Source organism: Wolbachia endosymbiont of Tettigetta isshikii, from assembly GCF_041154185.1.
Taxonomy (GTDB): domain Bacteria; phylum Pseudomonadota; class Alphaproteobacteria; order Rickettsiales; family Anaplasmataceae; genus Wolbachia.
Genome location: NZ_JBFTEN010000010.1, coordinates 13,148 through 39,836, shown reverse-complemented (window position 1 = coordinate 39,836; position 26,689 = coordinate 13,148). Strand labels below are relative to the sequence as shown.

26 protein-coding genes, 2 tRNA genes and 3 pseudogenes are annotated in these 26,689 nt (G+C 35.2%); 11 read left to right on the top strand and 20 right to left on the bottom strand.

Translation table 11 applies throughout. The annotated features are described in order from the left end of the window. Positions 1-202: 202 nt before the first annotated feature. Positions 203-286 (bottom strand) — tRNA-Leu (locus AB6N09_RS02940). A gap of 62 nt (positions 287-348) precedes the next feature. Between AB6N09_RS02940 and tldD the strand changes: the two genes are divergently transcribed. Continuing rightward, positions 349-1,776 (top strand): metalloprotease TldD, encoded by a 1,428-nt coding sequence (tldD, locus tag AB6N09_RS02935; protein ID WP_411131454.1) that lies wholly within the window; start codon positions 349-351, stop codon positions 1,774-1,776. Position 1,777: 1 nt separating this feature from the next. Here the strand turns inward: tldD and AB6N09_RS02930 are convergent, their stop codons facing one another. Beyond that, on the bottom strand, positions 1,778-2,824 hold the full coding sequence (locus AB6N09_RS02930; protein WP_411131453.1) for a hypothetical protein: 1,047 nt from the start codon (positions 2,822-2,824) through the stop codon (positions 1,778-1,780). Between the two features lie 73 nt (positions 2,825-2,897). Further along, positions 2,898-5,462 (bottom strand): DNA polymerase I, encoded by a 2,565-nt coding sequence (polA, locus tag AB6N09_RS02925; RefSeq protein WP_411131452.1) that lies wholly within the window; start codon positions 5,460-5,462, stop codon positions 2,898-2,900. A 168-nt stretch (positions 5,463-5,630) separates the two neighbouring features. Between polA and AB6N09_RS02920 the strand changes: the two genes are divergently transcribed. Then, the gene (locus AB6N09_RS02920) at positions 5,631-6,716 is read left to right on the top strand and encodes a cell envelope integrity protein TolA (protein ID WP_411131451.1); all 1,086 of its coding nucleotides are present in this window, start codon (positions 5,631-5,633) and stop codon (positions 6,714-6,716) included. Positions 6,717-7,332: 616 nt separating this feature from the next. Here AB6N09_RS02920 and AB6N09_RS02915 read toward each other — a convergent pair. Further along, entirely contained in the window at positions 7,333-8,358 is a 1,026-nt protein-coding gene (locus tag AB6N09_RS02915; RefSeq protein WP_411131450.1) for an SGNH/GDSL hydrolase family protein, read from the bottom strand. Positions 8,359-8,700: 342 nt separating this feature from the next. Between AB6N09_RS02915 and AB6N09_RS02910 the strand changes: the two genes are divergently transcribed. The 4 genes from AB6N09_RS02910 (at position 8,701) to AB6N09_RS02895 (ending at position 10,894) form a co-directional block, all read left to right on the top strand. Beyond that, positions 8,701-9,009, top strand: coding sequence for an MFS transporter (locus AB6N09_RS02910; RefSeq protein ID WP_411131449.1), 309 nt, complete (start codon positions 8,701-8,703; stop codon positions 9,007-9,009). Positions 9,010-9,134: 125 nt separating this feature from the next. Further along, positions 9,135-9,596, top strand: a complete 462-nt coding sequence (locus AB6N09_RS02905) for a hypothetical protein (protein WP_411131447.1) — start codon at positions 9,135-9,137, stop codon at positions 9,594-9,596. A gap of 280 nt (positions 9,597-9,876) precedes the next feature. Then, positions 9,877-10,191, top strand: coding sequence for a hypothetical protein (locus tag AB6N09_RS02900; RefSeq protein WP_411131446.1), 315 nt, complete (start codon positions 9,877-9,879; stop codon positions 10,189-10,191). A 157-nt stretch (positions 10,192-10,348) separates the two neighbouring features. Next, positions 10,349-10,894, top strand: a complete 546-nt coding sequence (locus tag AB6N09_RS02895) for a TomO hydrophobic C-terminal domain-containing protein (protein ID WP_411131444.1) — start codon at positions 10,349-10,351, stop codon at positions 10,892-10,894. A gap of 418 nt (positions 10,895-11,312) precedes the next feature. Here AB6N09_RS02895 and pdhA read toward each other — a convergent pair whose 3' ends face one another. Beyond that, positions 11,313-12,296 carry a pyruvate dehydrogenase (acetyl-transferring) E1 component subunit alpha gene (pdhA, locus tag AB6N09_RS02890; protein WP_411131456.1) on the bottom strand — a complete coding sequence of 328 codons (984 nt, stop codon included), beginning with the start codon at positions 12,294-12,296 and terminating at the stop codon, positions 11,313-11,315. A 54-nt stretch (positions 12,297-12,350) separates the two neighbouring features. Between pdhA and hemJ the strand changes: the two genes are divergently transcribed. The 3 genes from hemJ to dxr all read left to right on the top strand — a co-directional run bounded on the left by hemJ (position 12,351) and on the right by dxr (position 14,637). After that, positions 12,351-12,782: a protoporphyrinogen oxidase HemJ gene (gene hemJ, locus AB6N09_RS02885; protein WP_411131443.1), complete on the top strand. Its 432-nt coding sequence runs from the start codon at positions 12,351-12,353 to the stop codon at positions 12,780-12,782. Between the two features lie 112 nt (positions 12,783-12,894). Next, complete coding sequence (locus tag AB6N09_RS02880) at positions 12,895-13,398, top strand: hypothetical protein (protein WP_411131442.1); 504 nt, start codon at positions 12,895-12,897, stop codon at positions 13,396-13,398. Between the two features lie 60 nt (positions 13,399-13,458). Next, positions 13,459-14,637 carry a 1-deoxy-D-xylulose-5-phosphate reductoisomerase gene (gene dxr, locus AB6N09_RS02875; protein WP_411131441.1) on the top strand — a complete coding sequence of 393 codons (1,179 nt, stop codon included), beginning with the start codon at positions 13,459-13,461 and terminating at the stop codon, positions 14,635-14,637. Here dxr and pstB read toward each other — a convergent pair. From pstB to AB6N09_RS02850, 5 genes and pseudogenes are all read right to left on the bottom strand, one after another. Beyond that, positions 14,634-15,392: a phosphate ABC transporter ATP-binding protein PstB gene (gene pstB / locus AB6N09_RS02870; protein WP_411131440.1), complete on the bottom strand. Its 759-nt coding sequence runs from the start codon at positions 15,390-15,392 to the stop codon at positions 14,634-14,636. The two genes, dxr and pstB, sit on opposite strands and share 4 nt — an antisense overlap. Continuing rightward, positions 15,389-16,182 (bottom strand): annotated as a pseudogene (gene dapB / locus AB6N09_RS02865) (4-hydroxy-tetrahydrodipicolinate reductase). The gene pstB and the pseudogene dapB overlap by 4 nt, the downstream one beginning before the upstream one ends. 94 nt (positions 16,183-16,276) lie before the next feature. Continuing rightward, a pseudogene (locus tag AB6N09_RS02860) lies at positions 16,277-16,783 on the bottom strand (Fic family protein); the annotation flags it as partial. 33 nt (positions 16,784-16,816) lie between these two features. Further along, positions 16,817-17,290, bottom strand: a complete 474-nt coding sequence (locus AB6N09_RS02855; RefSeq protein ID WP_411131439.1) for a Fic family protein — start codon at positions 17,288-17,290, stop codon at positions 16,817-16,819. Between the two features lie 331 nt (positions 17,291-17,621). Then, a tRNA-OTHER gene (locus AB6N09_RS02850) sits at positions 17,622-17,689 on the bottom strand. 133 nt (positions 17,690-17,822) lie between these two features. Here AB6N09_RS02850 and AB6N09_RS02845 point away from each other — a divergent pair. Next, entirely contained in the window at positions 17,823-18,167 is a 345-nt protein-coding gene (locus AB6N09_RS02845) for a hypothetical protein (protein ID WP_411131438.1), read from the top strand. Positions 18,168-18,268: 101 nt separating this feature from the next. Here AB6N09_RS02845 and AB6N09_RS02840 read toward each other — a convergent pair whose 3' ends face one another. Then, entirely contained in the window at positions 18,269-18,439 is a 171-nt protein-coding gene (locus AB6N09_RS02840) for a hypothetical protein (RefSeq protein WP_411131437.1), read from the bottom strand. A gap of 729 nt (positions 18,440-19,168) precedes the next feature. Continuing rightward, positions 19,169-19,879, bottom strand: a pseudogene (locus tag AB6N09_RS02835) (class II aldolase/adducin family protein). Positions 19,880-20,146: 267 nt separating this feature from the next. On the opposite strand from AB6N09_RS02835, the gene AB6N09_RS02830 reads away from it, so the two are divergent. Beyond that, on the top strand, positions 20,147-20,767 hold the full coding sequence (locus tag AB6N09_RS02830; protein WP_411131436.1) for a hypothetical protein: 621 nt from the start codon (positions 20,147-20,149) through the stop codon (positions 20,765-20,767). On the opposite strand, the gene tsaB is transcribed toward AB6N09_RS02830, so the two are convergent. From tsaB to AB6N09_RS02790, 8 genes are all read right to left on the bottom strand, one after another. Then, complete coding sequence (tsaB, locus tag AB6N09_RS02825) at positions 20,768-21,385, bottom strand: tRNA (adenosine(37)-N6)-threonylcarbamoyltransferase complex dimerization subunit type 1 TsaB (RefSeq protein WP_411131435.1); 618 nt, start codon at positions 21,383-21,385, stop codon at positions 20,768-20,770. It abuts the gene before it with no gap. Then, a complete protein-coding gene (locus AB6N09_RS02820) occupies positions 21,385-22,515 on the bottom strand; it encodes a cation:dicarboxylate symporter family transporter (protein WP_411131434.1) in 1,131 nt (376 codons plus the stop codon). Before AB6N09_RS02820 ends, tsaB begins: the two co-directional genes overlap by 1 nt. 88 nt (positions 22,516-22,603) lie before the next feature. After that, positions 22,604-23,779: a porin gene (locus tag AB6N09_RS02815; protein ID WP_411131433.1), complete on the bottom strand. Its 1,176-nt coding sequence runs from the start codon at positions 23,777-23,779 to the stop codon at positions 22,604-22,606. A gap of 160 nt (positions 23,780-23,939) precedes the next feature. Then, positions 23,940-24,662 (bottom strand): hypothetical protein, encoded by a 723-nt coding sequence (locus AB6N09_RS02810; protein ID WP_411131432.1) that lies wholly within the window; start codon positions 24,660-24,662, stop codon positions 23,940-23,942. Positions 24,663-25,047: 385 nt separating this feature from the next. After that, positions 25,048-25,284: a hypothetical protein gene (locus AB6N09_RS02805; protein ID WP_411131431.1), complete on the bottom strand. Its 237-nt coding sequence runs from the start codon at positions 25,282-25,284 to the stop codon at positions 25,048-25,050. Positions 25,285-25,356: 72 nt separating this feature from the next. Continuing rightward, entirely contained in the window at positions 25,357-25,578 is a 222-nt protein-coding gene (locus tag AB6N09_RS02800) for a lipase family protein (RefSeq protein ID WP_411131455.1), read from the bottom strand. A 43-nt stretch (positions 25,579-25,621) separates the two neighbouring features. Continuing rightward, positions 25,622-25,993 (bottom strand): alpha/beta hydrolase family protein, encoded by a 372-nt coding sequence (locus AB6N09_RS02795; protein ID WP_411131430.1) that lies wholly within the window; start codon positions 25,991-25,993, stop codon positions 25,622-25,624. Positions 25,994-26,074: 81 nt separating this feature from the next. Next, a complete protein-coding gene (locus AB6N09_RS02790) occupies positions 26,075-26,401 on the bottom strand; it encodes a hypothetical protein (protein WP_411131429.1) in 327 nt (108 codons plus the stop codon). Positions 26,402-26,689 lie beyond the last annotated feature (288 nt).

Sequence of the window (26,689 nt, the reverse complement as noted above, 5' to 3'; positions counted from 1 at the left end):
TTTTTTCTCGGTCGCACACGCCCATGATAACTCTATTCCTATAGTGAGTAGGATTATCTTTCTCTCTTATCTCTTTTATATCACGTTTTTAACTTACAACTTTTTTCTGTCAACAAGCCTCTTTTTCTCACAACCTATAAACTTAAGCATAATTAATACATCATGGCATTAATTCGTTCAAAAACAATGTGTAAGTTAAGAGTGCCCGAGAGAAGACTTGAACTTCCACAACTGAAAAGTTACTAGCACCTGAAGCTAGCGCGTCTACCAATTCCGCCACCCGGGCTTTTTGTGGTTTACTGTGTTAAAATTAAAGAATATACTTAAGCAATTTTTAGTTCAAAGATAATGTCGGACGATTTAAACCTAGATCAAATATTTTTTGCTCAAAACAATGTTAATATTAATAACGTATATGAAATAGTCAACAGCGTTTTGAGCAATAGCGATGGCGGTGAGCTATTTTTAGAGTTTTGTCAGTCAGAGTCCCTGGTTTTCGATGATAACATATTGAAACACATGGATTTGAACACTAGAAGGGGATTTGGCCTGAGGTCTTTTTGTGAGGACAGCACGTCTTTTGTTTGTTCTTCTGAGATTAGCGAAAAAGAAATTAGTAATGCCGCTTCTATAGTTAAAAGCTCAGTGTCTTTGAACAAAACAAATTCAATAAGCTTAAACAAAGAGACAAAAAATCTATATTCGAAAATTAACTCCATAAATGAAATAGATCTAAGCTCAAAAATTAAACTGCTCAACGAGGTTAATGAGTATGTAAGATCCAAAAATAACTGTGTGAAACAAGTAAAAATAACTCTAAGTGGAGAATGGCAAGTTGTACAAATAATAAATGTTGATAACAGATTAAGCGACATCAGGCCTCTAGTACGTTTTAATGTGCTGGTTATCGTAGAGAAAGGTGGCCGTACTGAAAGAGGTTCTGCAGGACACGGTGGGCGGGATTCTTACAGTAAGTTTATTTCTGAGAAAAAGTGGAAAGAAGTTGCAACCCAGGCTTTAGAACAGGCATTAGTAAATCTTGAAGCAGTTCCAACTCCGGCTGGAGAGATGACAGTTATTCTAGGTCCGGGCTGGCCAGGAGTGTTGTTACATGAAGCTGTGGGTCATGGACTCGAAGGCGATTTTAATCGTAAAGGAGTCTCAGCATTTTCAAATTCTATTGGTAAACAAGTAGCGGCTAGTGGCATCACAGTAGTTGATGATGGAACTCTGCCTAATTTGCGTGGTTCTATTAGCATAGATGATGAGGGTACTCCTTCTGGTTATAATGTGTTGATAGAAGACGGGGTTCTCAAGGGATATATGCAGGATCATATGAATGCTAAACTCATTGGAGTAAATCCAACCGGTAATGGTAGGAGGGAAAGTTATAAGGAAGTTACTATGCCGCGCATGACAAACACCTATATGTTGCCTGGAAAACATACACAAGAAGAAATAATATCTAGCGTGAAGAAAGGTCTATATGCAGTAAATTTTGGTGGTGGGCAGGTTGATATAACATCAGGAAAATTTGTTTTTTCATCTTCAGAAGCTTATTTGATAGAAAATGGTAAAATTACACAGCCAGTCAAAGGAGCAACGCTAATTGGTGACGGGCCAACAGTGCTGAAGAAAGTATCCATGGTTGGCAATGACTTAAAGCTAGATCCTGGTATTGGTACATGTTCAAAAGATGGACAAAACGTGCCTGTTGGAGTTGGTCAACCAACACTCAAAGTTGATGCAATTATGGTAGGCGGAACTGAGTTATAAGTTAGTGACAGGGAGTGTGCTGATTTTCTTTTTGTCGTTGATCTTTCAATCTTTCTTGATGGGAAGGTTTATTAGGCTGCTCACTATTTTGTTGCTTCCCAGGAGTTACGGCGGGTTGATTATCTCTTCCAGCTCCCTCAACTGGAGTTTTTAGAATTCCACTAATTTTACTACTAATTTCGCCACCCCATTCTTTCTCCTCTTCAGTCTCAGGGTTATACAAAGTACCTTTCCTGTTATTTGAAAAGAGACTTTTGACTGCATTTACTTCAGTGAATAAAAGTCCAACAATAGCAATACCTATCATAATTGGGCCAGTGCCAAAGATTAATGTCGTAAAAGCAAAAAAAGCAATAGGAAGTAAAGATTTACGTAAGAACGTTGTTACCATCTCTTCATCACTAAGTGGTGGCTCATCTTTTTCTTTACCTCCACCTAAAAATGGTATTTTGGCTTTTAGCCCACTTGTCAATGAGCCAAAAATGTTTTTAGGATCTATCTTTATTCCAAGCGGCCACCCAGCAAGCTTTATAAGTGAATCTTTAGCTTCTGTACTGCGTATATCATCTACGCGCTTATCAACCACTTCTTTTATTTTATTATTTTCTAAATTCTCTTTGCTAGCTAAATTTTTTTCTCTAATTTTCTCAAATACGGAAATTAAAAACTGAAGGAAATTTTCTTCACTTAGTGACTTTATTCTTTGATTAACATCGTTAAATATCTTTCCTCTATTGTCAAATACAAAAGTAAAAATTTTCTTTTCATTTTCATTCTGTAATCGAGGTACCCGTTCCTTTAATGACTTCAGATTACCCAGTAATTTTTGTTCTTGCTCCTTTGAAAGTTTCTCTTGCAGTTTATTTTCTATTTCCTTTATCTCCTGTTGTGTTTGCTTCTCTGGATTTTCTAAAGTATCTAGAAAAGCACGATAGATTAACTGATGTTTCTTTTTTTTTAAAGTTTTCTTATCTTCGTTAGTTAACTGAATAGATGGTCCTGTGGACTCCTTCTTTCCTGCTTGTGGAGCTGATGTTATACCTACCATGGCTGACCTGTTTACATTTACCTATGTTTTAATTGTAACATATTTTTTATATTAGTTCAAGTGATTTATAATCTTAAGAACCTGCAGCGTTTAAATCATAATTAAGAAAATTTGAGCCCCAGTTGTCGCTAATTTTTACCTCCACTTCAAGTGGTATAGAAATTTTTACTGCATTTTCCATTACGTCTTTCACAAGTTTTGCTGTTTCTTGTACCTTATTGTCCCCTACCTCAATTAATAGCTCATCATGAACTTGGAGAATTATTTTACCAGCTTTTAGCTGATCATAAAGTTGAATCATTGCACGTTTTATTATATCAGCAACAGTTCCTTGCACAGGTGCATTTATTGCTGCCCTTTCCGCAAATTGTCTTAAGTAAGGGATTTTATTGTTTATGTCTTCTACAAAGCATCTTCTACCAAATAAAGTTTCTACATAGCCGTGCTGTTTCGCGATAGACACCTCCTTTTCTATATATACTTTTATCTGTGGATAACAGGAGAAATAATAATCAATGTATTCAGCAGCTTCCTCAACGGTAATTTTAAACCGCCTTGCGAGACCAAACGGGCTAATGCCATATATAATGCCAAAATTAATGGATTTTGCTTTTTGCCTCAGCTGTTTATCTACCTCTGTACCTTCTCGCACTCCAAAAACTTGCCTTGCGGTGATATTGTGAACATCTTGTCCATTTGCAAAAGCTTCTTTAAATGCTGCAACATCTGCAATATGTGCCAAGAGTCTTAATTCTATCTGTGAGTAATCAGCAGAAATTATCTTGTGTCCTTTTGGCGCAATAAATGCTTGCCTAATAAAGCTTCCCTCTTCACTTCTGATAGGAATACTCTGCAGATTAGGATTGCTGGAGCTAAGCCTACCTGTTGCAGTTGTTGAGAAGCTCGTGTGTACTCTACCATCAAGAGGGTCAACTCGCTTGATTAGCGCATCGGCATAGGTACCCTTTAGCTTGCTTAAGTGTCGCCAATCTAAAATTTTACCTGCAATTTCAGCTCCTTCCATTTCAAGTACTTCTAGTACTTCAGAGTTTGTGCTATACGATCCTGATTTTAACTTTTTCTTCTTTTTAAGGCCCATTTTATTAAACAAAACATCACTTAATTGTTTTGGCGAAGCAATATTGAATCTTTCTCCTGCCAAATTATATATATCATTCTCAAGCACAGTAAGTAACTGTTGAAATTTATCAGACAATTCCTGCAGTTTTTGAATGTTTAGCAATATTCCATTTTTCTCCATGTTAAGTATCACTTTCATAAGCGGCTTATCGAAGCGCTCGTAAATTGTAAAAAGCTTTTCCTGGAATAATCTTCGTGTTAGCTTTTCATGGATCGCTATTAAAGTTTTTGCTGAGAAAACCTCTACATTTTCGCTCAAATTATGTGCAATTATGTTTGGAATGCTGTGGTCGTGCTTTCCTGTGTCAAGGCTATATGACATTGTCATCAAATCATCAACTGAGCCCAGTGCTTTCTCTATTGTAGGAAATGTTTCTCTGACCTTTCTAATATCATGTATTATTTTAAGCACCGCGTTTGAAAGGAGAGTTGAATTAATAGTAATAGTTGCATCTTGTAGGCAGTTTTGATCTATGTAGAAAATATTATCTTCACTGCAAGACAAGGAGATTTTGCTGAGTACGTTTTTTTCAAAGTGGCAATGGATTGCGATTTTGCCTTCATATCTGCAGTGCTCCAAAAATTTTTCTAATTCTTCACTAATATATTCTAGTTTCTTTTCCGCGCTGGGTTTATTATAAGAAAAAAGCTTCTCCGCTTTGCTTATCAATGAATTAAACTCATACTTCTTTAGAAAGGATAACAATTTCTCCATATTCGGAGGATGAACTTCATATTTTGCAACATCATGCTGAAGATCTACTTTCTCGCATAGTAATAAAAGTTTTCGTGAAATTAGCGCTTTTTTCTTATGTTCGGTAAGAATATTACGTACCCTTATTTGCTCAATGCTACTAATGTTTCCCAGAATATTGTCCAAGGAGCCAAATTCATCAAGCAATTTAGCTGCAGTCTTTGGGCCTATTCCTGGAACGCCTGAGATGTTATCAGATGCATCTCCAGTTAGAGAAAGTAAATCAAGAAGCTTGTTCGAATTTACACCAAATTTTTCTATTACTTGTTTTTCATCTATGTATATATTTTTGATAGGGTCGAATATTAAAATGTTGTAATTCAAGAGTTGAAACAAATCTTTATCTGACGAAACTACTACCACTTTAAAGTCTTGGTGGTTGGCGTATTTCGCAGCTAATGTTGCAATTATGTCATCTGCTTCATAGCCTTCAATCTCTTCATAGCTGAGATTGAAAGCTTCTACTGCTTCCCTTAGTATTGCAAACTGTGGAACCAAGTCCTCAGGAGGAGTTACCCTATTTGCTTTGTACTCGGGGTATAAATCGTGCCTAAAATTTTTTTTGCCAGAGTCAAATGCTATAGTCAAGTAATCCGAGTGAGTAATGTACTTAAGAACCATATTTAGAAAGCCGTACACGGCACCTATTGGAATACCGGTTGTGGTAGTTAAATGATGCAAAACGTAGTAAGCTCTGAAAAGAAAGCCGTAACCATCGATGATTGTGAAAGTTTTTTCTTGCATTATAGATATTTATGTGTGCCTTTGATAGTCTATTATTTGGATATAAAAATCAAGCCTTTGTTTCTACTTTTGAGTATCGAAAGGGGCTTTGCCAAAAATAATATTCATGCATAGTTGATAGTTATCATTTACAATTAAGTTGTATTGGTAATAAATTGAGAGTTTGAAATGAGTAAAAAGACGGGAAAATCAAAAAGGTCGAAATCAGCTGGTCAGCCTATAAAAGCTATCAGTAGCCCGATTATTTTTGACTCTGCTTCAGTTAAAAGTGAAATAATACCAATAAAAGTTAGATCAAAAGATAAAACAAATAGCCGAATTTCTGGAAAAGATAGAACACACTCCTTGTCAACTTTTAGCATTGACTCTGATACAAGCTCAATATCAAGCGATAGTGGAATATCGTCTGGTCGAACTACACCAACTGCCTCAATAGCAGAAGATCACCCTAAGTCAAAATCGGCAAGCGTTAGAAAATCACCTATTCAGGAAAATTTGAAGAAAGTCAGCATTCCTGAAGTGCCAAAAGATTTTGTCGCATCGAAGAAAAAACCTCCTCAGATAAAGAGTAAACCTCAACAAACTCAAAAGAAAGTTGAGCAAGCTGTTATCCTTGATGATCAAATTAAAGCTCTACAGAATAGACAAAATGCTCTGCAGCAGAAGCTTGCTCGCCTTAAGAAGCAGAGTAAAGCATTTATATTTATAAAGTTCAAAGAACAGAAAGCTAAAGAGAAAGAGCTGAATTCTAAATTAGAGGAAGTAACAAAAGCTAGATGGAGAGTTGAGCTTGATAGAAAATTTGAAAGTGACAAAGACTCAAGAATTTTAGATTTTGTAAATAAATCTCGTGATGCAAGTAACTCTAATAATAAACACCTAGAGGGAATAGATAAAATAGTACAAGAGCACTTTCGACAGTATGGATATTACATATGCGATAACTGTAATGACTTTCTGAATTCAAGATCTTTTGTGTACAAATCCCTTCGGGAAATCCTAGATAGAGCTAATCCTATGTATGAAGATAAACAAATCTTGCTCAGATATGATGCATATCAGGTTAAAAGTCTGTTGCAAAGTGGTAACATAAAAGAGAAAGAAGACAAGAGAGCGCTAAAAGAGATATATGAAGAATTGAAGAATGAAATGAGTAAAAGCAGGAAGAACTTCGACTCAAAAGATGATCAATATATTCGTAAATTAAGGAAAGGTAGAAGCGCATCACTAGATTCAATTATGAAATCTGTATAAACAGTGCAGCAGTCGCAACACTTCAGGTCCTGAGAAACAGAATTCATCGTTGCTGCAATAGGCTCTCGCATGACAAGCCAGCTTTGGCATATGCGAAAAAATTACTTGACAACCTTCGCCAGTCCCCTTGACAATAGGGCTGTGGATGTTTTAGGCCTAAAATTTATCTTTAATCTTGTATTAAGTGACAAAAGCACAGTATAAAACAAGGCGTGTTATGTTTCATTTTTGCAGCATGGACAGTGCATGTCTTTATAAATTTTTGTTTACATTAGTTGGACCTCGCTTATTAAGCCGGTGTAAGAGAGAACCGGACGCCAAGTTTTTGAGAGAACAGTAAACAACTCACATCACTGGGTTTCTTTTGTCTTTTTTTTTATTAGTTAAAATTTTAACTAATCTCGTTTTTTCACAAAAAAGTTGCTTGACAAGTTTTAACATTTTCCATATCATGAAGTTATGGGTATTTACAACTCCAAGGTCAGCTACTTGTCAAGCGTATAGGACATTAACGCCAAGTTGTTAAAATAGATATTGGCCAGGTCTTCTTTTGCCTTGTATCTACCTGGATGGCATCTTCCTGGTAGAAATTACACTTCCAAATAGGTATACCTGGTTATAAGAGTATACCCTCTTGTTTAGCACTAATTAACTCATATTCATCCCCTTTAATCAACTCGTATACTTCATTGCCAACTTCATGGTGAGGTTCTGCAGTTGGGTGGAAATAATCAAAAAAGAAATAATCCTTTAGTGTTTCTTTGTTACACCCAGGATTATAGTGAGCGTCAAGTTTTCCTTTGAATACCAGTTTTGAGAGTATTTTTATATTTTCCTTAAGTCCCCCAAGTTGGTCTGCAACATCCGATATACATGTATCTTGATAATTTAAACCTTTGTTCTTGTATTCACCGAGGATGTTTTTCAATTTTGAATTGAGGTCAAATATTTTTACCTCAAGATCTATACGTTTTTTCATATCTTCTAGCCTACTAATTAGTTTTGCATTGAAATTCTCTGTAAGCTTTGTAGCTAGCTCTTTTGCTCCTTCATCTTTATTAAAAGCCGGTATTAAGCCAATGTCAGGTGCATTTGCAACAACTGCGTGTTTGACACCATGTTCGTTTAGAACCTTAAGTGCATTACATATTTCATTAACTGCCTGCTCCAATACTTCTTCTGCTTTAGTATTGTTGCAACTAGAAGCAACCATGATGTCATTTCCGCCAATCATGATGAAAAATAAATCTTCTTTATCTATGTCTGGATGATGCTTAATTACTGCATCTAGTTGGTTAGCTAAACGAAATTTGTTGAAGAAATAGGAATAAATGGGATCAGAAATTTCAGATGCCGCTGCATATGAAACTGCATAGTTTTGGCCTTGCTGTTCGTGACGTTTACCAAGAAATGAGTAACTCCATCCATGTTTAAACTCTTCTAAATCTAAATGTTTTGCTACGTATTCAACAGCAACAGGGTCATTGCTGAAAGATCTTCCTTGATAAAAATGTTCATCAAATTTCACGTTTTTTGCAAAGGAGAATGTTTCTAAAACTCCACAAAGTGGACCATTATCAGATAAACTGTCACCTAGAATATAAAGGTTTTTATACTTAAAATTGTTATTTTTGTTTGCCATGATGTTTTTGTTAATGTACGAACGTGTTGTTTAACATGAGATCCATAAAAAAAAGTAAAGAGTAGTAGTTAGATTACACAATTTTTTTTGCAGCTTCTTACTATAAAACTTGCTCTTCATAACTAAAACACCTATGCTCCAAGTTTAAAGTAAGATTAGTGCTGCAGAGAAATTTATTAATATGATTGTTAGTATCTCTGTTTTATGCATATCAATACATATTACGTGTGATTCCAAATGTTGCAGTTCCTGAATTTGATGGTAAGGTTTAATATAGGAACAACAGAAATAGGATAATTTTGCGGACTATACTATGTAGGCTATGTATTAGCGCATATTCCTGTGGGTATTCTTCTGGATAGATTTGGTTCCAAAATTGTCATACCTGCTTGTATTATGCTGACCTCTTTAGGTGCTTTGCCTTTAGTTAGTTCTAACGATTGGAGTTATTTTATTGTTGGGAGAGTAGTTACTGGTATTGGGTCTTCTGCTTCAGCACTCGGACTCTTTAAAATAATCAGCATCTATTACCGTAGAGAAAAATTTGCCATGATGTTCAGCATATCCGCTATTATTGGCATTTCAGGTGGTGTATTTGCTACCAAACCACTACTGTCTTATTTGATAAATTTGGATGGGATTATGTACTGAATGCATGTATAATATTTGGATTATTGCTTGCTTTAACTACCCTTATATCTATACCTAAAGTTGGTACCTCAGGCGAAAAATTAAACATTAAAAACTTAGGCAAAGTTATATTTAATAAGAACATTTTGTTGATAGGTTTGTTTGGCGGTTTTATGGTTGGACCGTTAGAAGGCTTTGTAGATGCATGGTCCGCAACATTCTTGCATGAGATATATAAGATAGATAGAGAAGTTGCGTATAGTATTTCAAAATGGGTACTAATAGGCTTTGGCTTTGGACATCTATTATTTCCTTATATATTAGCAAAGAATCCAACCAAGCACTATGAGATAATAATTTCTTGTGCTATGGCCATGATAATAGTGTTATCGTTACTTTTTATATTCGATATCAATGCACCTCTTGCATGCGTATTATTCTTTATTATTGGCCTTGCTTCCACGTACCAACTTGCTTTGGTTGCTAAAGTTGTAAGTTGTGTGGAAAATGATGCAGTAGCAAGTGCAGGATCTGTAAGTAATTCTATAGTTATGAGTTTTGGTTATTTTTTTTATGTCGTTATTACAAATATAGTGAATTTTTATTAGAACGGTGAAGTTGTCGATGGAAAGCCATTTTATGGAACTGACGTAATGATTAGATCTATGCTAGTAATACCTATATGTTTACTAATAGGGATGGTAGACTTTTGGTCACTTAAAGTCAGAGCATACTATAAAAAAGTTGATTTTATTTTTAAGGTATGAAAGGAGAGAAGATATAAATTCTCTTTGTAATATGTAGAGTGTTTCAGTGAAAAAATTATGCTTGTATTAGATTAATCTATACTGTATACTATACATAATGTCTTTATAGACTATGGTGGATATGTTCAGAAAAGTTGTGCAGGGTTTCATTAATGCAGCAACAAAGCCAGGTTGTTTGGGACCTTTTCAAAGGATCTTGCCACAGCAAGAATCAGCTTTACCTAATGCATATGCATCTAATGACAGAAATGTCACAGGATTAAGCTATAAAAAGAATACAACAAAAGTTCAGCAGCCAGAGACTTTTTCTACACAGTATATCGGAGTATCAAAGTTTCTCTTCGATAGAATTCCAGCAAGTGAAAGTAGCGAAATTGCAAAACCATCTCTAGGAGGGGATGTTCAATTTAAAAACCTAGAGACATTGCTAGGTTAAATCCAGCTTTATGTCATAGCGAGAGCCAACATGTGAGTTCTGGCGCTAGTCAACAGACAGTAAAAATATTCTTGCATAAGGAGAAAAAAGTGATATCTTAAATAGAATATGGGGTTTAATGCAGGACTCTATAAGCAATAGTTTTATTGGGGGTTAAATGACTAAAATAAATAGTAGTAAAGATAAAGTAAAAGGATCATCACATGAAAATGGACTTATGAAAAACAATTTACCGAAACGTCCAACTGTAACAGAGCAGCTTAAAATTGAGAAGGAAAAAGTTAGTGATCTGGAGAATAAATTAAAGGAACTTAAAAGTAAATATGAAGAACCGATAAATCAAGCTCAACGACTAGAAACGCTTAAAGGTGAAAATGAAAAGCTGATAGGTAAGGTCGAACAACTAAAAAATCGAGTCGAAGAGCTAAAAGAACTTAAAAAAGACAGCAAACCCGAAGCAGTAAATTTTCAAGGAGTAAAAAGTAAGGTAAACTATGCCTCTGCTTCTTTCATATTATCTATGGTGTGTGCTGTTGGTGCAAGTTTTGTAACGTCTTATTTAGCAATATGCGCTACACTTGCTATAGCTGCGTCAGTTTTTCTTGCATTAGGGTGTTACTGTTCGTACAAATCAAATATAGCACTTAGCGATGTTAAAGTTAATCAACCAGATAATCAGCGATTGCTTGAAAGTAGTCTGTAGAGCTTTATCTCTACTTTTAGCAAGTTTAAAAGTGTGAGTCGTACAAATAGCCCATTTCTTGTCATCCCAGTACTTCTGTACTGGGATCTAGAATGCTATTTTAGTAATAAATATTAAAAAATTTACCAAATAAGAAAAAAAAGTTAAAAGAAGCCCCGAGTAGCTAGTTATTCACTATCTATCTTATAACATTGGCGTTTTTGATGTCTTAAACGACTTATAAGCGCGTTTGAGCTTGTATAGGTAAAAAACCAGAAGTTTTAAAAAGACATGAGGTGCATATAGTGCAAAAAATTAAACATGAGACGCCAAATATGCTAAGTTTTTTTGTTATTTAATCTGCACAGACTGAAGATAAATAACAGCTTCAATACTATGATAAGGGTAACGGCGAAGGTTGTCAAGTAGTTTTTTACAGTTAACGGTTGACAGATTTGTAAATATCAGTATATAGTTGATCAACGCTTGGTTCTTTACTATTTTTGGCAAAATCTTCTGACTTTTTCACTAAATCGCGCACTTCTTTATCAATTACTTTGCATTCTTCCTCTGAAGCAATCTTATTATTTATCATATACTTCCTCAAAGTGCTTATAGCATCGTGGTTTTGCTTCATATCTTCAACTTCTTCTTTTGAACGATAAGTCGCAGGATCTGACATCGAATGACCGCAATATCGATATGTCTTCATTTCAAGCAGAATAGGCCCTTTTCCGCTACGCACGTACTTGGCTGCTTCACTTGTCGCCTCATAAACAGAGAAGAAATCCATTCCATCAACTTGCTTTCCAGGAATGCCAAAACCCTCTCCTCTCCTATATAACTCAGTTACTAAAGTTGATCTTTCTACAGAAGTGCCCATGGCATATCCGTTATTCTCTATAATATAAGCCACAGGTAACTTCCATAAAGCCGCCATATTGAATGATTCATATGTTTGCCCTTGGTTTGTAGTACCGTCGCCAAAATACGTTAATACCACGTTGTCTTTTTTCTTATATTTATTAGCAAATGCTATCCCTGTACCAATTGGAACCTGTGCACCCACTATTCCATGTCCACCAAAGAATTTTTTTTCAATATCAAAGATATGCATAGAACCACCTTTACCTTTTGAGCATCCCGTTTCTTTACCAGCCAGTTCTGCCATCACAACGTTTGGATCAGAGCCACATGCCAGCATTAAACCGTGGTCTCTATAACTTGTGATAAAAGCATCACCTGACTTTGACGCAGCTTGCGTCCCAACCGCAACTGCCTCTTGTCCTATCGATAGGTGACAGAATCCGCCTATTAAGCACATTCCATACAATTGTCCTGCTTTTTCCTCAAATCTGCGTATGAGTAGCATTTTCCTGTAGAATCCAACCACCTGTTCTTTAGTGAAATTTTCCGCTTTCATATCGATTTCTTTTTCGTTAAACTCAGATAATATCAGAAATTTCAACGTTTTGTAATGGGTTATTACCACTGGCTCGAAGCTTTTCACGTTATCTCTGTCATCATGTGGATGGCAGGTATGCTCTATTTACCGAGGCTTTACGTCTATCATGCAACTATAAAGCCAGGATCTGAAAGCGATAGCTTACTTAAAATAATGGAGAAAAGACTTTTAAGATTTATCGTAAACCCTGCAATGCTCTTTTCGCTTGGTTTTGGCATCACATTAATGGTTATGAGAGAGGCATACCGCGAAGGGTGGTTTCACATCAAAGCACTAGCGTTATTCTTTATGTTTGTTGTTCATGGACTACTCGCAAAGCACAGGAAAAACTTTGCAATGGGCTTAAATAGGAAAAATCACGTTTATTTCTGTATTTTAAATGAAGTCGTTACAGTATTGATAATAATTATAATTATTGCGGTTATCGTAAAACCTTTTCGCTAGTCTCATCAATACGTGCTTAAAAGCGTGTTGTCGTTCATAAAATGGTAGCCCTATTGATATTTTTCAATATTTGTGGTAAACTATAGTAGTTTAAGGTTTAGAATAAAAGTTTATGACTGAAGCTCAAGGTCCAAATATTGCAGAGTGGCAAGCTCAACAACAACACCAAGAACACCAAGGAGAAAAGAGTGGCTTTGGTCTTGGTCATAGTGACTCTATTGCCACAATTGTAGATGGAATGAAATGGTTGTTCAGCTTTCATGAAGGAGCAATTCCTGCTTACTGTAATGTGTTCGAAGGTTTGGTAAATGGTAGTAGCTTAGTAACGTTGTTTGGTAAATCAGGTAATATGTTTGGCATAAGATTTCTTGAAAGCCTTGCAGAACATTTTTCAGGTGGTGGAGGTGGGGAAGATATGTCATCGGAAGGGATGGATATGGGTCACGGTGATGGGGGACCTCATCCGGACGATTATCCCAATGCTAGGAACGAAATAGCTCACAACGCTGAAGGTTTACACGACATGCATGATGCAGGTGATCACCATGGTCAGTCTTTTTCGCCCTGTCCTTCACCATCTGTTGGCGATGACCATGGACATGAGCTTGGTGGTTAAGTCCAGAAACTGCTAAATGAGAATAGGTTTAGCTCGTTTGATTAACATGAGTACGTTTTAGTGAAAAAGGTTTCAGTTTTAGGATCAACAGGAAGTATCGGAAAAAAGACTGTAGACTTACTACTGAAGAAAAAAGAAGAATACCAGGTAGAAGTACTCAGTGCCCATTCGAATTTTGCTCTACTGGCGTATCAAGCAAAACTGCTAAATGCAAAATACGTTGCTATTTCTGATGAAAGGCTTTATAAAGATTTAAAAGAAAGTCTACTTGATACAAACATCAAAATAGAAGCTGGTACTGAAGGTCTAGTGAATGTTGCTTCTTTGCCCGTTGATCTCTCAGTTGTTGCAATAGTCGGCATTGCAGGTCTTGAACCAGTCATGCGGGTTATAGAGAGTGGTACTAAAATCATTGCACTAGCAAACAAAGAAAGTATTGTTTGTGGTGGAAATTTACTACTTAAGAAAGCTAAAAAGAAAAATGTACAGATAATTCCTGTTGACTCTGAACACAACGCAATTTTTCAAGTTTTGCAAAGTGACGATAGATGCGTAGAAAAGATTATACTCACTGCTTCTGGTGGACCATTTCTAAATTGTAGCCTTGAGCAATTAAGAAATGTTGTGGCAAACCAAGCACTAAGTCACCCTACTTGGAATATGGGAAAGAAAATCTCGGTTGATAGTGCAACAATGATGAATAAAGCGCTAGAGATAATAGAAGCACATAATTTGTTTAACATTGACCCAAATAGAATTGAGGCAGTAGTGCACCCTGAATCGATAATACATGGAGTTGTAGTCTACAAGGATGGTTTTAACTTTGCTGTGCTTGCAGAGACTGACATGTCAATTCCCATCTCATATGCTCTGTCTTGGCCAGAAAGGTCAGCTTTAAATCATAAATTGGATTTAATAAAGCAAAAAAAATTGACCTTTCAAGAGCCAGACTACGAGCGCTTTCCTGCGCTAAAGCTCAGTATGGAAGTGTTAAGTTCCTCTTCCCCACATACAAATAGTATTGTGCTCAATGCTGCAAATGAGATAGCAGTTAATGGATTTTTGAAGTCACGAATCGGCTTTTTGGAAATAGTAAAGGCGGTGAAGTCAACGGTAGAAAGTTTTGATGGTTACGCTGATGTTAACTCACTATCTGACATAATAAATATCGATTTTGAAAGCCGTGTTATTGCCAACGAGGCTATTGAGAGCAAAGTTCTTGTGCATAGCGGAATTTAATGATCCAGAATATACTCTTTCGTTAAGGGAGATTGAGCATCTTCAAATATTTCTTGAACACTTCCAGATTTAACAATCTTGCCATTACAAAAGAAGATTACGCTATCAGACAGCTTTTTAGCTTGTTTCATCGAATGAGTTACCATAATTATGGTAAATCTTAATTTTAGTTCTTGTATAAGATTTTCGATTGCATTGGTTGCCATTGGATCGAGAGCAGAGCATGGTTCATCCATTAACAAAATAGTTGGCTTCACTGCAATTGCACGGGCAATGCACAATCTCTGTTGTTGGCCACCAGATAAATCCAATGCGCTGTTCTGCAATCTATCTTTCAACTCTTCCCATAAGCCGACCTTAGTTAAGCTATTTTCCACCATTTCGTCTAATTTTTGCCTATTCTTCACCATACCATGCAATTTGGGTCCATAAGCAACGTTATCATATATTGACTTTGGAAAAGGGTTTGGCTTTTGAAATACCATGCCAACTTTTGCTCTAAGTAGCACAACATCCATATCACGTGAATATATATTACCTAGCCCGTTGATAACCAACTCACCAACAGCTTTGCACCCTGGTACATAATCATTCATGCGATTAAAACAGCGCAAAAAGGTTGATTTGCCACACCCAGATGGCCCGATAAAAGTAGTAACTTTTCTTTTATAAATATCCAAATTTATATCGAATAAAACTTGCTTAGAGCCATACCAGAGATTTAAATTTTTGACAGAGGCGCGTGTATCATTCATATCACATCCTGCATTGAATAGAGTCCTGGTGTTCCTCTTTCATTTTCATATAGCCATATTGCTGCTTGAATAGCCCCTTTAGCAAACACTGTGCGATCAATTGCTTTGTGATTTAATTCTACCCGTTCATCGGAATTGATAAACATTACACTGTGATCTCCTATCATCCCACCTCCACGAGATACTGCAAATCCTATTTTCCCTTTTCTCTTATTTTTAAATAACTATGAAAATACTGACTGAGTTGAAAATCTCTTTCTGAAGCGTTAGCAATTGCTTTACCAAGTTCTATAGCTGTTCCAGATGGCGAATCTTTTTTTAAGTTATGGTGCATTTCCCAAATTTCAGCGTCGTATTCGTTACCTAAAAGCCCAGCAGCTTTTTTTACCAATTTCAACAATACATTAACTCCAATGCTCATATTTGCCGACCATAATATTGGAACCTCAGCAGCATACTTTTTTAAATCAATACTTTCTATTCCAGTTGTACCACTAACCATCGGTGTTTTAAACTTTACAGCCGCTTTAAGGCAGTCTAACATACATTCTTTAGTTGTAAAATCTATTACAACGTCAGATGACTCAAATACGTCACTAATAGAACTTGTAACTTTGATTCTTAAATTGAAGCTGTGGCCTATAATTGGCCCTATATCTAAGCCTACGTATTTACTATCTGCACGGGCAACAGCACCTGCTATCTCTACTTTGGTATTTGTGTTCAATTCACTGAGTATTTTTTTGCCCATTCTGCCTAAGCAGCCTATTACTCCAACTCTGATTTTCATAAAGCTTTTTATGTTATATTAGGCTTTTTTTGAAATTTTGTCATCCTTGTAAGCACAGCTTAGACCTCCCTACAATTCAAAATGAATATATATCTTATTGAGCTACATACCAAGTTGCTTTGCCCTTTCCATGTTGAGTGATATGATTACACCTTACAAGGTTAGATACATGCTTCTTTAGGGTACTTCGGTTTGCTTTAGTAATATTTTCTAAATCCTTCATTGTAAGACGTACGTGTTTGCTAAGTAAAATTAATACTTTAGCCGAAAGTGGTGGAAAACGGAGATTTAACATTTTTTCACGTGACACCTTTCGATCAAGACGAGATTTTTGCTTTTGCAGTGATCTTAAGAAAAACATAAGCCATGGACTAAAGTCAGAGTTGCCAGTCTTTAAAGACTGTTGAGTGCGACGTAAAGCTAAGTAATAACCCTCATTGTTACCTTCAATTATACTTTCAAGAGAACTATAAGGTACGTATGCATACCCTAACTTTAGCAACAAGAAAGTTGTAAGAATACGTGATAATCTTCCATTTCCATCTTGAAATGGATGGATAGCTAAAAAAGTCACTATAAAGATACCTCTAATTAATAGAGGATGTGATGATTTCGCTTCTAATTGCTGGCCAGTTCAATAAATAAGTTCTTGCATTTGTGTCGCTGTTTCAAACGGAGAGGCTGTTTCAGAAATTATGCCTAAGCTTTTTCCAGATTCATCAAACGCTTCAACATGATTGGGAAGTTTCTTATATTCTCCCATGTGCCTTTGATCTTTATGTGAAAATTGTAAAAGCCAGATATGAAGCTGTTTTATAACGTTTTCTGTAAATAGCATATTTTCAAAGTTTTGAAATACCTCTTCACACACATATGCATATCCAGCTATTTCTTGTTCATCCGTAGAACGAAATGATCGTGTATCAAGTTTGGATAATAATTGCTCAACTTCACGGTCTGATAGTTTTGCTCCTTCAATACGAGTAGAAGAACCGATACTTTCAATTGTTGCAATTTTCTTGAGCATTTGTAAACGCTCTGGAGCTAAACTACCAAATAATTGCCATGCTCCTTTAAATTCATCAATTTCAGCAACTAATTTCAGCATTTCAGATGTTATTACAATTTTTGAAATGTCAAACGTATCCGTATTTTTATCTAATTATATCCAATTATATCTGAAAATATCCTATTAGTAAAACATAAATCAGAAGAACACACCCAAAGAGTGAGCTTCATTAGGCATAAGAGGCTATTTTATGTAAAAATATAATATTTTGGTGAAATTATAAGAAAAACTAAGTTCCAGTGTCAGTTACTTACATGACACCACTTTAGCTTCAATATTTGTACATTAGCCATGCACCTAAACGGATACACTAAGTGAGTATGTATAAAGTATGCTCACGCTTATATTTCTATAGAGCAAAAAATTTTAGTGGGACAAGCGACCAGGATCAAATTGGCGACTCACAAACTGACGCTCTACCAACTGAGCTACGCTCGCAAAGTACAAAATTTCTGATACATCAGCACAGGAAGTGTAAAATTTCTAACATGCCAGCACAAAAAGTCAATTGACTATTTAAGTAGATTCTTTTACTTCAAACTGTATTATAATTTTAATTATATGTAAAATTGTGGGGTTTCTAATAAATTCAGCATACACGTTTATCGGTGGTGTGATACTTAACTTTATGCCTTATGTTTTTCCCGTTCTTTCTTTAAAAGCAGCAGTAATAATCAATGGCTCTAGCAACTCATTTAAACTGAAATTAAATGGCATAGCCTACACTCTTGGAGTATTGACTAGCATGTTAATATTGTCCTTAATGCTATTAACATTACGTAACATGGGTTGTGCAGTGGACTGGGGTTTTCATACACAATCTCCTGTTTTTGTACTAGTATTACTATATGTAATGTTTGCAATAGGCTTATGTTTCTGTGGCTTGTTTGACATTCCTCTCATATTTTCTTGTTAAGATAAAGCTAGTGGCAGTTTTTTCGGTGGAATGCTTTTAACGCTGGTTGTAATTCCCTGCATCACACCTTTTATGGCACCTGCCATAGGTTTTGCCCTTATTCAGCCATCAATATTTACTTTTATTAGTATTTTCTTATTTCTTGGCTTAGGTATTGCACTTCCATACTTCATTGTATCATTTTTTCCTAACACACTTGAATTTTTACCAAAACCTAATAAGTGGACCGCAGCATTGAGGCATTTCCCACTCTTCTCTGTATCTTTATCCATTATTTGGCTGTTTTGGATGTTGATCAAAGAGTTAAACACAGTACCTATACTAACTGAGCTTTTAAGCTTTGCATTTAGCATATGGATATGGATTTTAACAACAGTATAAAGTCACTTATTAGATCTATTATTTCTACACTATTTTTCCGTTTAATCTATTACCGTTCATCTTACCCAAAGCAGAGGAAAAAGTCACCTTTCAGAGAAATTCACAAACCTAGAAAATAAATTTCTCTCAAATGATGAAATGCTTTTATTCATGTTTTTACTATTGCAGTAATTATATTGGACTTTTTACATAGTTCTGAAACTAATACCAGTCCTTACTACACAAAAAGAGGACAGACAACAGTGAAAAGCTGTCCCATAGAAACGAAAAAACTACTTGACAAGTTGCTCCAGCTTCCTTATTATAACACTCAGGGTATTTTTTGGCTGATTATATTAAATTATAGCGGCTGCATGTCTTTTCCATTTTTTCTACATTCAGCCAAATCGCGCTTAAACTAATCGTCAGTAAATTATTATAGTGCCGATTTAAAGTATTATAGAGTCAAAACTCGCCACTCGGGGTTTCTTTGCCTTTTTTTTTGCCTGGTAAATTTCTTAAATATTTATTACTAAAGTAGTATCCTAGATCCCAGTATCAAGTACTGAGATGACAGGAAAGGTTCTACTCGGATGACAAGAAGAGAGCACTGGAAGAAAGATAGTAGTGCGAGGATCCTCTTACAACTTACTTTTAATTAGTCTAACCCATGCGTGCCAATCTCTTTCACCAAGATTGCTTTCAAAAGACAAAAAATCCTTTACAGCTTTTGAGCAAATTTCTTCGCTTCGAATTGATAATTCCCTATTCATCGCTAATGTTAAACATTGAGTTTTACACGCTTGTTCTAAGTGATATGTATAAAACATCGCTTCTTGTATAGTCCGACCACACGTTATAGATCCATGATTGCGCATTAACATCACAAAATTTTCTTTCAGATCAGCTATTAGTCTCTTTCCTTCTGTATCATCAAGTGCCAGGGAATTATAATCATAGTAAGATACCTTATTGTAAAAATGCAGTGCTCACTGATTTGTTGGAAGCAACCCATCTTTGAGGGAGGAAACTGCTACAATAGAAGGTGTATGCAAGTGAAAAATTGCTTGAATATCTTTCCTTGCTTGATAAATAAAGCCGTGGATTATATAACCAGTTTTATTATATTGATATTCTTTGCCCTCAATAACATCCCCATCAAACGACACCTTTATTAATGAATTTTCATTCACTTCATTAAAGCGTATACCAAATGGATAAATATAAAACGACTTTTGATCCTTAGAACGCGCCGATAGGTGAGTATATGTATGGTCCTCCAGTCCAAAGTAAGATAAAATCTGATAGGCGTAGACTAAGTCCCTTTTTACCTCGCTCTTTGTTAACAACACAATTTTCAGCTAAGATCTTCTGAAAGTTTATACAAAAAAAAGAGGCTCGTAGTAAACTCATACTTTTAGTTTGGAGGTAAATTAGAGGAAGAGGAATTCTTAGTAAACAATTCTCTATTACATAATCTATGGAACTTGTACGGAATTTATGTCCCTGAATTACATAATATCTTAACTGTAAAAATAATTTTTCTATATAATATTTTAAATGTTTTAAAGTTTAAGTTTCATGTTATTATGAATATAGATTTTCACATTATAAATAATATGATAAACATTAATACAAAGGAACAGATAATAGGAGTTTTCGTATATATTATCGGCTTTTCAGGAAGTGGCAAGCTTTCTACAGCAATAGAATTATCTAATATGATAGGTGCACTGATTGTAAACAGCAACTTTTCCAACAATACTCAAATCCGCTCTATATATGATAATATCTTTGAATATGACCAAATCCCTAAAGAAGTCAAAGATAGAATATATAACGTTGCACAAATTATGCTTCGGGCAATAGAAGCCTATCCAATTCATTCAAAAAATTACATATTTATCGATGAATTGATGAAAAATAACGACTCCAATACAAGGATGTATAACTCAGTAGTAGAGCTTAGTAAAAGAATAAATACAAGAATTCTTCCTATAGTGCTAAAGTGTGACCTACCTACATTACAAAAACGCATTAAATTAAAAAGACAAAGAGAAAATAAGAAGGTTACTAGCATTGGCGGTATTATAGAGAAATTTAGGACTCGTAATTTATTTATACCGCCGAATGCCATAGAAATAGAAAATTCAAATATGAGTATAAAAGAAGTAGCCGAAGAAATAACAAACCAGATATACAGACTTAGTCAAATCGATAGAGTTTACGCAAAAGGGTAATTATAATAATTTCATATACTGAGGCTCATTTAAATATAGAGCCTTGACCACGTTTAATTTTTGTTTATTTTCTAGCCTATAACGGACCAATAGTCCTGCGTGGCTAGCATTTAGCTCTGGTAAATTGCAATCCACATATGTGATGCAGTTATTGTCTGTCGTACCAGTATCTATCACACACTGGGATACGGCAGCTACAACTGGCTCTGACAGCGGCAATAAATTGAAATCAAATAACTGCGTGTAAAACCCTTGAGCATTTTTGATTATAGCTCTGATATTTTTTTTACTGTTTGCACAAAGCAAGGATATTGCATACGCCTGAACTTCCAGTGCATTAACTCCGTATAACGGCTTATTCGTAGCAAGATTTATGCCTTTTGCAGCTGATATACCAACTCTAATTCCAGTAAAACTTCCTGGTCCAACTACTACCACTAAATTGTCTATTTTATCGTAGCTGTAATTGTGCTTATTGAACAGAGTGTTCAAAATTTGAAAAAATGTTTCTGCATGACTATTGCTGGTGGAATTGCGCTCTACAAGACAATTGCCATCATGGTCAATTATCGCTATTGAGCTACCAGAACCTACAGTATCAATCGCTAGAATGGACATTACCTAAGCTTATCATAGAATTTTGTAAACATTATAGTAAAAGCACCATTGCCCATAACATTTGCTGAGGTTATTATTGGATCAAACACTACATATAATGTCGTGATTAACGAGAGCATTTCTGGAGAGAATTTAAGATACCTTTCAAGAACAGGCAGCATTACCACAATTCCTCCTGCCGGAACTGCAGCGATAGCAAACTTAAATAACAAAAAATAAAGAAGGAAAGTTACATAGTCTGTCGTGGATAATGCATAACCAGAAGTTATTATCATCGATAATATTATAATAAAAAAGCAATCACCCACTAAATGAAAGCCAGCAGTTATTGGTATAACAGACGATGCTACATCAGGTTGCTTTACATTTTTTCTACTTCCTTCAAGAGTAAGTGGCATAGTTGCATTGCTAGACATTGTACTCATCGCAGTAATAAATGCTGGCATCATATTGCTTATGCTAGTTATCCAGTTCGTGATCTTAAACGAATTTGCTGCTCCGTATAAGAGAAAAACATAAAAATAAGTTACAGATGCTATAATAACAAAAATTATTGAGCAATCTTTGAATATTATAGATAGAACCTGATCATGTTGCATTTTTAAAGCAAGCCCAAGTATGAATACTGGAATAACTGGTATCAAAAAGACTTTTAGAATAAATAAAGTTAAGTCTGACATTTTGCGCGAGAGTTCTTTACTCTTTTTGGGCAGCAGAACAGACACTATTAAACTGGATATAAATCCATAAGCAAGAGCATGAAAGTTAGAAAGGAGTAGCGGCAGCTTAAACAACCACAAAGGAACAATTGTTTCTTCATATGTTATATCTTGTATCGGATAAGTGTTTTGCAAGACAAAATACCCAATCGAATAAGCAATTAAACTTGAAGCTAGATTCGATAAGAAAATCATTATGACAAGTAGTAGTATAAACTTTATAGCCGACTGCTTAAGATTGCTAACGCTGCTAAAGATTAACGCAAAAACAATAAAAGACATTATAAATAGCAAAATTTCTTTGATACTTAAGCTCACTGAATACAAAAAGGTTTTTGCTTCTATTGGAACTAAATGACCCAAAAATACAACTGAAGCAATAATAGTGAGTAAGGTTAGCAGTTGTAGCATGTTTTGATATAGCAATATTCTATGGACATAATGCATTGAGTTGGTTTTCAAGTAAAGCAAAACTATCTAAACTGCTGTAATGCATTTATCAAAAACTCAACTTTAGCCCTGCCAAAAGCACGTAACCTGAGTTGCTTTTAGACTCTTCGATGGGCTCTTCGGCATTAAATTTTACAATATCGAAATAGTATGAACTGCCCATAAAAAGAGAACTTTCAAGGCTTAAAGCATATGATGTTAATTTGTTCGTACCTTTGTCTGCAATATCCCGACCACTATTAAAATATGTTAAGCGCAATTTGCGAGAATCAGAGCGGTAAGCGACACCTGCATTCGTATAATACGTATTAGTCGTTTCAGGACTATATCTCTTGCCAGATTTACCACCATTACCGTATGAAAAAATGCAATCAAGATCGAAAAGTTTCAGTTTTAAACCAAAATTCCAGTGTAGTAATTGATTACAACATTCATAACCTTTAGTAGTTTCATCTAAGCAATCAGTTAAATTTTCCCTTGCAAATTCACTGGTTAAAGCAGCAGTAAAATTTATGTCATCCGACAAACTATTCTTATAGGAAAGGCCAGCAGCAACTAGATTGCTATAATACAAGTTATTCTTCCCTGGAACATAACTAAGCCCAAATTGAAAGTTATAAATCTCATGGGAGGTATAGCTTATTGCTGGTTGCTTTAATTTCAGCTCTAGTCCATTATAATCACTATAAATATTGGGTTTAACACAAAAGACTTTGTCTTTATCGTATCCAGTACCAATGCCCTTCTTTTCATCGCCACGCAGATTTGCATAGTTTACCCAGCAACCGTTTACTCCTCCAGCAGCCGCGTAAATTTTTGAAGTATTGATCAGCATGCTTTGACTGACTAAACTTCTTTTTCCACACTCAATTGATCCAAGTCCACGGTTTTTTATGATAAAATACCATTCTTCCATGCCTAGCTTTTCTATGTCTAACGCCTTTAGGTTTGCGATATCAGAAACTCCTGCCTTAATATTAAACCCAATTTGAGTATTTGGATAAACTTGCTGTAAATAAAGAAAGCGCAAGTATGAATAACTTGAAGTCTTGTCTTTAGGCTTAATATTGAAAGAATCTTTGTTAAGAGCGTAGCCAAACCTCAAATCTATTTTTACGTCCAGTTTTGCATAAAATATTCCCTTATCTAGAATTACCCTAGCGTTAGCACTATTTTGCGAGAATAATAACAAAAGGAGCGCTACCAGGCAATATTTCAACTTCATGAATAAACTTAAATTTTTATAAAAACTTAAGTTTAAATACAATATAGTCAAAAGACAACTTTTTTACATAAAATATCAGATTTTGTACTGTGCAGCTAGTTTTTGAGCTATACTTCCATAAATTACTGATACACGTGGTAATTTTTGTTTTAATAGCTGCTTATTGATAGCAGAATGTATAACGATCAATTACTTTAGGTGTGTCTTCTGTATTACAGTTAAATAAAATAAAGAGCACTTTATTTTCGCCAATATACCCTAAAAAATTATCACTGCGGCAATTTTTGTGAAAGTGCTCTATAACAACTTTCAGTGCATTGTTCGTCTCTTCACAGTTACTATCGAAACCAATAACTCCCACAGCTATACTAATTTGATGTCGCAGAGCAAAATTTGATATAGCACGCAGCTCTAGAATAGAAGATTCATTGTCTGGTATACCAAATAAGTCGTGGTTTTTGTACTTTTTACCTATTAGATATTCATCCCTAAATATTCCTAGCTTATGAAGTAAGCTGATGTCACGTATCAACAGATCATAATTAATCTTGTCATTAGTGAATTGCATGGTACGGAAAACTTTCACTTTTGCCTTGATGTCCTCTCCTTTAGAGTTAATTAAGGAAAAACCTATCACTTTAGGCAATATGTCAAGTAAATCATATCCATCCTCGGCATACTCTAAATAATTTCTTACATCGTCAGCTGCTCTTGCACTTAAAATATTGATTAATGGCTTATTGAGTAAACTCTCTTTCTTGTATTTTAACAAATCCCTTGCAGCTTGATTGAGCCATGAAATTAATACAGTTTTTCTCCTATTATCCTGACAAACAGATATCATAGCATCATCTTTCCTTCTTGCAGTTATAAAATCTTCCATGCTTTCATTCTATAAAGCGTATTTATAAGTATAATCAGATTGTATTAAAATTCATTTACCTATTAATATGCTTAATTAGATATAGTAGAAGTAGTTTAACGCTATAGTGCCCGTAGCTAGTTACTTTTATGTGGTAATAAAGATGGTTTGTTGCTTCAGTGTTTGACACACAACTATACGAACATTGTAATTCAAGCCTATTAGGATGGTATCATTCAAGTAGCCCTTTTCTCCCATTATCCCTTTCTTGTCATCCCAGCGTGTGACGCTGAGATCTATAGCCCTTCTGTCCGGTAATTATATGTTGTTGATCCAGTCACTGTAAGACCCATCCTTTGTTTTGATTATTATAAGAAGGGCTATGGGTTAATGGAGCAATGCTCCATTAACCAGCCGCTACGTACCTAATCATGGTAAGTAAAGAGTCTTTATGTGACTCAACCTTTACTTGTTCATGAGAAGGGCTTTCATGTTTACCTTCCACTTGCTTAGTCTTAGAAGAATTTTCATACTTACTCTTCACTTCTTCAAAAAAGTTTGATTGACCGAAAGCATACCCTACTAAATTAGCAGCGTAATATTGAGCATTACCTAAAACTGCAGAGTTAATTCGTCCTAGCATTTTTGAAGGATAGTAAAAGAGAGATACGTCATTGTTTGATTGGAACTCCCTTTCATCTGTTCTATAAATAGCTTAATGATAACCATCTATTTTATGAACAGCATATCCTTCCGGTGCTGATACTCTCAATTGTGCACCCACGTGAGCGTAACCGAGCGAACCAGGTGATACTGCTGGTACTGGGTCTTGCCTATGTTGAGTTACTCTTATAGTTGTTTCTTGAAGAGCATCATTGTAAATTTCACTAGCAGTAAGATCAAAAACTCTCGGATCACCAAAAGTTGCAACATGAATATCTTTAGCCTCCTCTGTTTTGTTGAGACATAAAGCAGCTATTTTAGCAACGGCTCCCCCACCCCCATACTATGACCTGTGAGATTAAATTTAAAATCTTTAATTTCTGACCTTGCTTTTCGGCATGAGACTTTAAGATACCATAAAGATTAGGCCATGAATCCATAAATGAGTTATAGAAACCACGATGAATCCTTCCACCTTCAGGTAAAAGTTCTGAGGTCGTGAAAGATGCATTCAAATCGGTGATTACATCATTTAAACCAAACCAGCCGTGCTTAAAACGAGTACCGTGATAAGCTATTGTTATTTCTTTACCTCTTATGAAGACATGACCAGCATCTTCTTCGAAGCTGTTTCCAAATGGAATAATTTTATAACCTTCCCGAGTAAGCTCAGCTCTAGTTTTATACATTTTTTCATTTTTAAGGATTGCAAAATCTTCTTCATTTTTGGTAAAAAGACTACCACCATAAGCTAAAGCTCTAAAGTATTTTTAGCCTAATTTTTCGCCACTATCACCATAGCTTATCTTACAGAAATTACTCATCTCCAATAATTTCCCTTTATTGAATCCTGCAATTTCTACAATACTTTCGCTTGCCTGATCAGGTAAAGAGTGTATTTGATTTGGATCACGAAGATTTATGGATTCATAGTCTTCAATGATCTCAAATTCATCATCTTCTTCATTGCCTATACTATATTCATTACTATCTGTTAAGGGAGAGCTTGACTGTCTAACATTATTTGGCTTTAAGCTCACATCGCTTACACTGGCGTTTGTAGTATCAAACCAATTGCGTAAGAAACTAAAATTCATATAAAATACCTCAATATTTATTAAATAAATTAACTATACTATAAATCTATACTATTGTCAATAGTTATTTTTAATATTTTAATAAACGTTAAAGTATTTAACGGAAACTTTTTATTCTTAGCTATATTTATTATTTTATCATGGAAAATTTTTACTTCCGCAGAGTGAGCATTAGAGCTATAATGCGGGCAACAGGGAAACCTCTATGCTAAGTTTTAGTTAATATGCGCGCTAGGGATATTAAAAAAGTTGTTCTTAATGTGTTGCATTTTACTTTTGTTTCAGCTA

Excerpts from the sequence above, each read along its gene's own strand:
- AB6N09_RS02810 (WP_411131432.1), bottom strand. The coding sequence starts at position 24,662 with ATGGAAGATTTTATAACTGCAAGAAGGAAAGATGATGCTATGATATCT.
- AB6N09_RS02880 (WP_411131442.1), top strand. The coding sequence starts at position 12,895 with ATGACTGAAGCTCAAGGTCCAAATATTGCAGAGTGGCAAGCTCAACAA.
- pstB (WP_411131440.1), bottom strand. The coding sequence starts at position 15,392 with ATGAATGATACACGCGCCTCTGTCAAAAATTTAAATCTCTGGTATGGC.
- AB6N09_RS02815 (WP_411131433.1), bottom strand. The coding sequence starts at position 23,779 with ATGAAGTTGAAATATTGCCTGGTAGCGCTCCTTTTGTTATTATTCTCG.
- AB6N09_RS02920 (WP_411131451.1), top strand. The coding sequence starts at position 5,631 with ATGAGTAAAAAGACGGGAAAATCAAAAAGGTCGAAATCAGCTGGTCAG.
- AB6N09_RS02930 (WP_411131453.1), bottom strand. The coding sequence starts at position 2,824 with ATGGTAGGTATAACATCAGCTCCACAAGCAGGAAAGAAGGAGTCCACA.
- polA (WP_411131452.1), bottom strand. The coding sequence starts at position 5,462 with ATGCAAGAAAAAACTTTCACAATCATCGATGGTTACGGCTTTCTTTTC.
- AB6N09_RS02915 (WP_411131450.1), bottom strand. The coding sequence starts at position 8,358 with ATGGCAAACAAAAATAACAATTTTAAGTATAAAAACCTTTATATTCTA.
- AB6N09_RS02840 (WP_411131437.1), bottom strand. The coding sequence starts at position 18,439 with ATGGATAAAGATACAGAGAAGAGTGGGAAATGCCTCAATGCTGCGGTC.
- AB6N09_RS02790 (WP_411131429.1), bottom strand. The coding sequence starts at position 26,401 with ATGAATTTTAGTTTCTTACGCAATTGGTTTGATACTACAAACGCCAGT.
- AB6N09_RS02805 (WP_411131431.1), bottom strand. The coding sequence starts at position 25,284 with ATGCTAGGACGAATTAACTCTGCAGTTTTAGGTAATGCTCAATATTAC.
- AB6N09_RS02895 (WP_411131444.1), top strand. The coding sequence starts at position 10,349 with ATGACTAAAATAAATAGTAGTAAAGATAAAGTAAAAGGATCATCACAT.
- AB6N09_RS02795 (WP_411131430.1), bottom strand. The coding sequence starts at position 25,993 with ATGTATAAAACTAGAGCTGAGCTTACTCGGGAAGGTTATAAAATTATT.
- AB6N09_RS02855 (WP_411131439.1), bottom strand. The coding sequence starts at position 17,290 with ATGCTGAAATTAGTTGCTGAAATTGATGAATTTAAAGGAGCATGGCAA.
- AB6N09_RS02830 (WP_411131436.1), top strand. The coding sequence starts at position 20,147 with ATGATAAACATTAATACAAAGGAACAGATAATAGGAGTTTTCGTATAT.
- hemJ (WP_411131443.1), top strand. The coding sequence starts at position 12,351 with ATGGGTTATTACCACTGGCTCGAAGCTTTTCACGTTATCTCTGTCATC.
- tldD (WP_411131454.1), top strand. The coding sequence starts at position 349 with ATGTCGGACGATTTAAACCTAGATCAAATATTTTTTGCTCAAAACAAT.
- AB6N09_RS02820 (WP_411131434.1), bottom strand. The coding sequence starts at position 22,515 with ATGCTACAACTGCTAACCTTACTCACTATTATTGCTTCAGTTGTATTT.
- tsaB (WP_411131435.1), bottom strand. The coding sequence starts at position 21,385 with ATGTCCATTCTAGCGATTGATACTGTAGGTTCTGGTAGCTCAATAGCG.
- pdhA (WP_411131456.1), bottom strand. The coding sequence starts at position 12,296 with ATGAAAGCGGAAAATTTCACTAAAGAACAGGTGGTTGGATTCTACAGG.
- AB6N09_RS02900 (WP_411131446.1), top strand. The coding sequence starts at position 9,877 with ATGTTCAGAAAAGTTGTGCAGGGTTTCATTAATGCAGCAACAAAGCCA.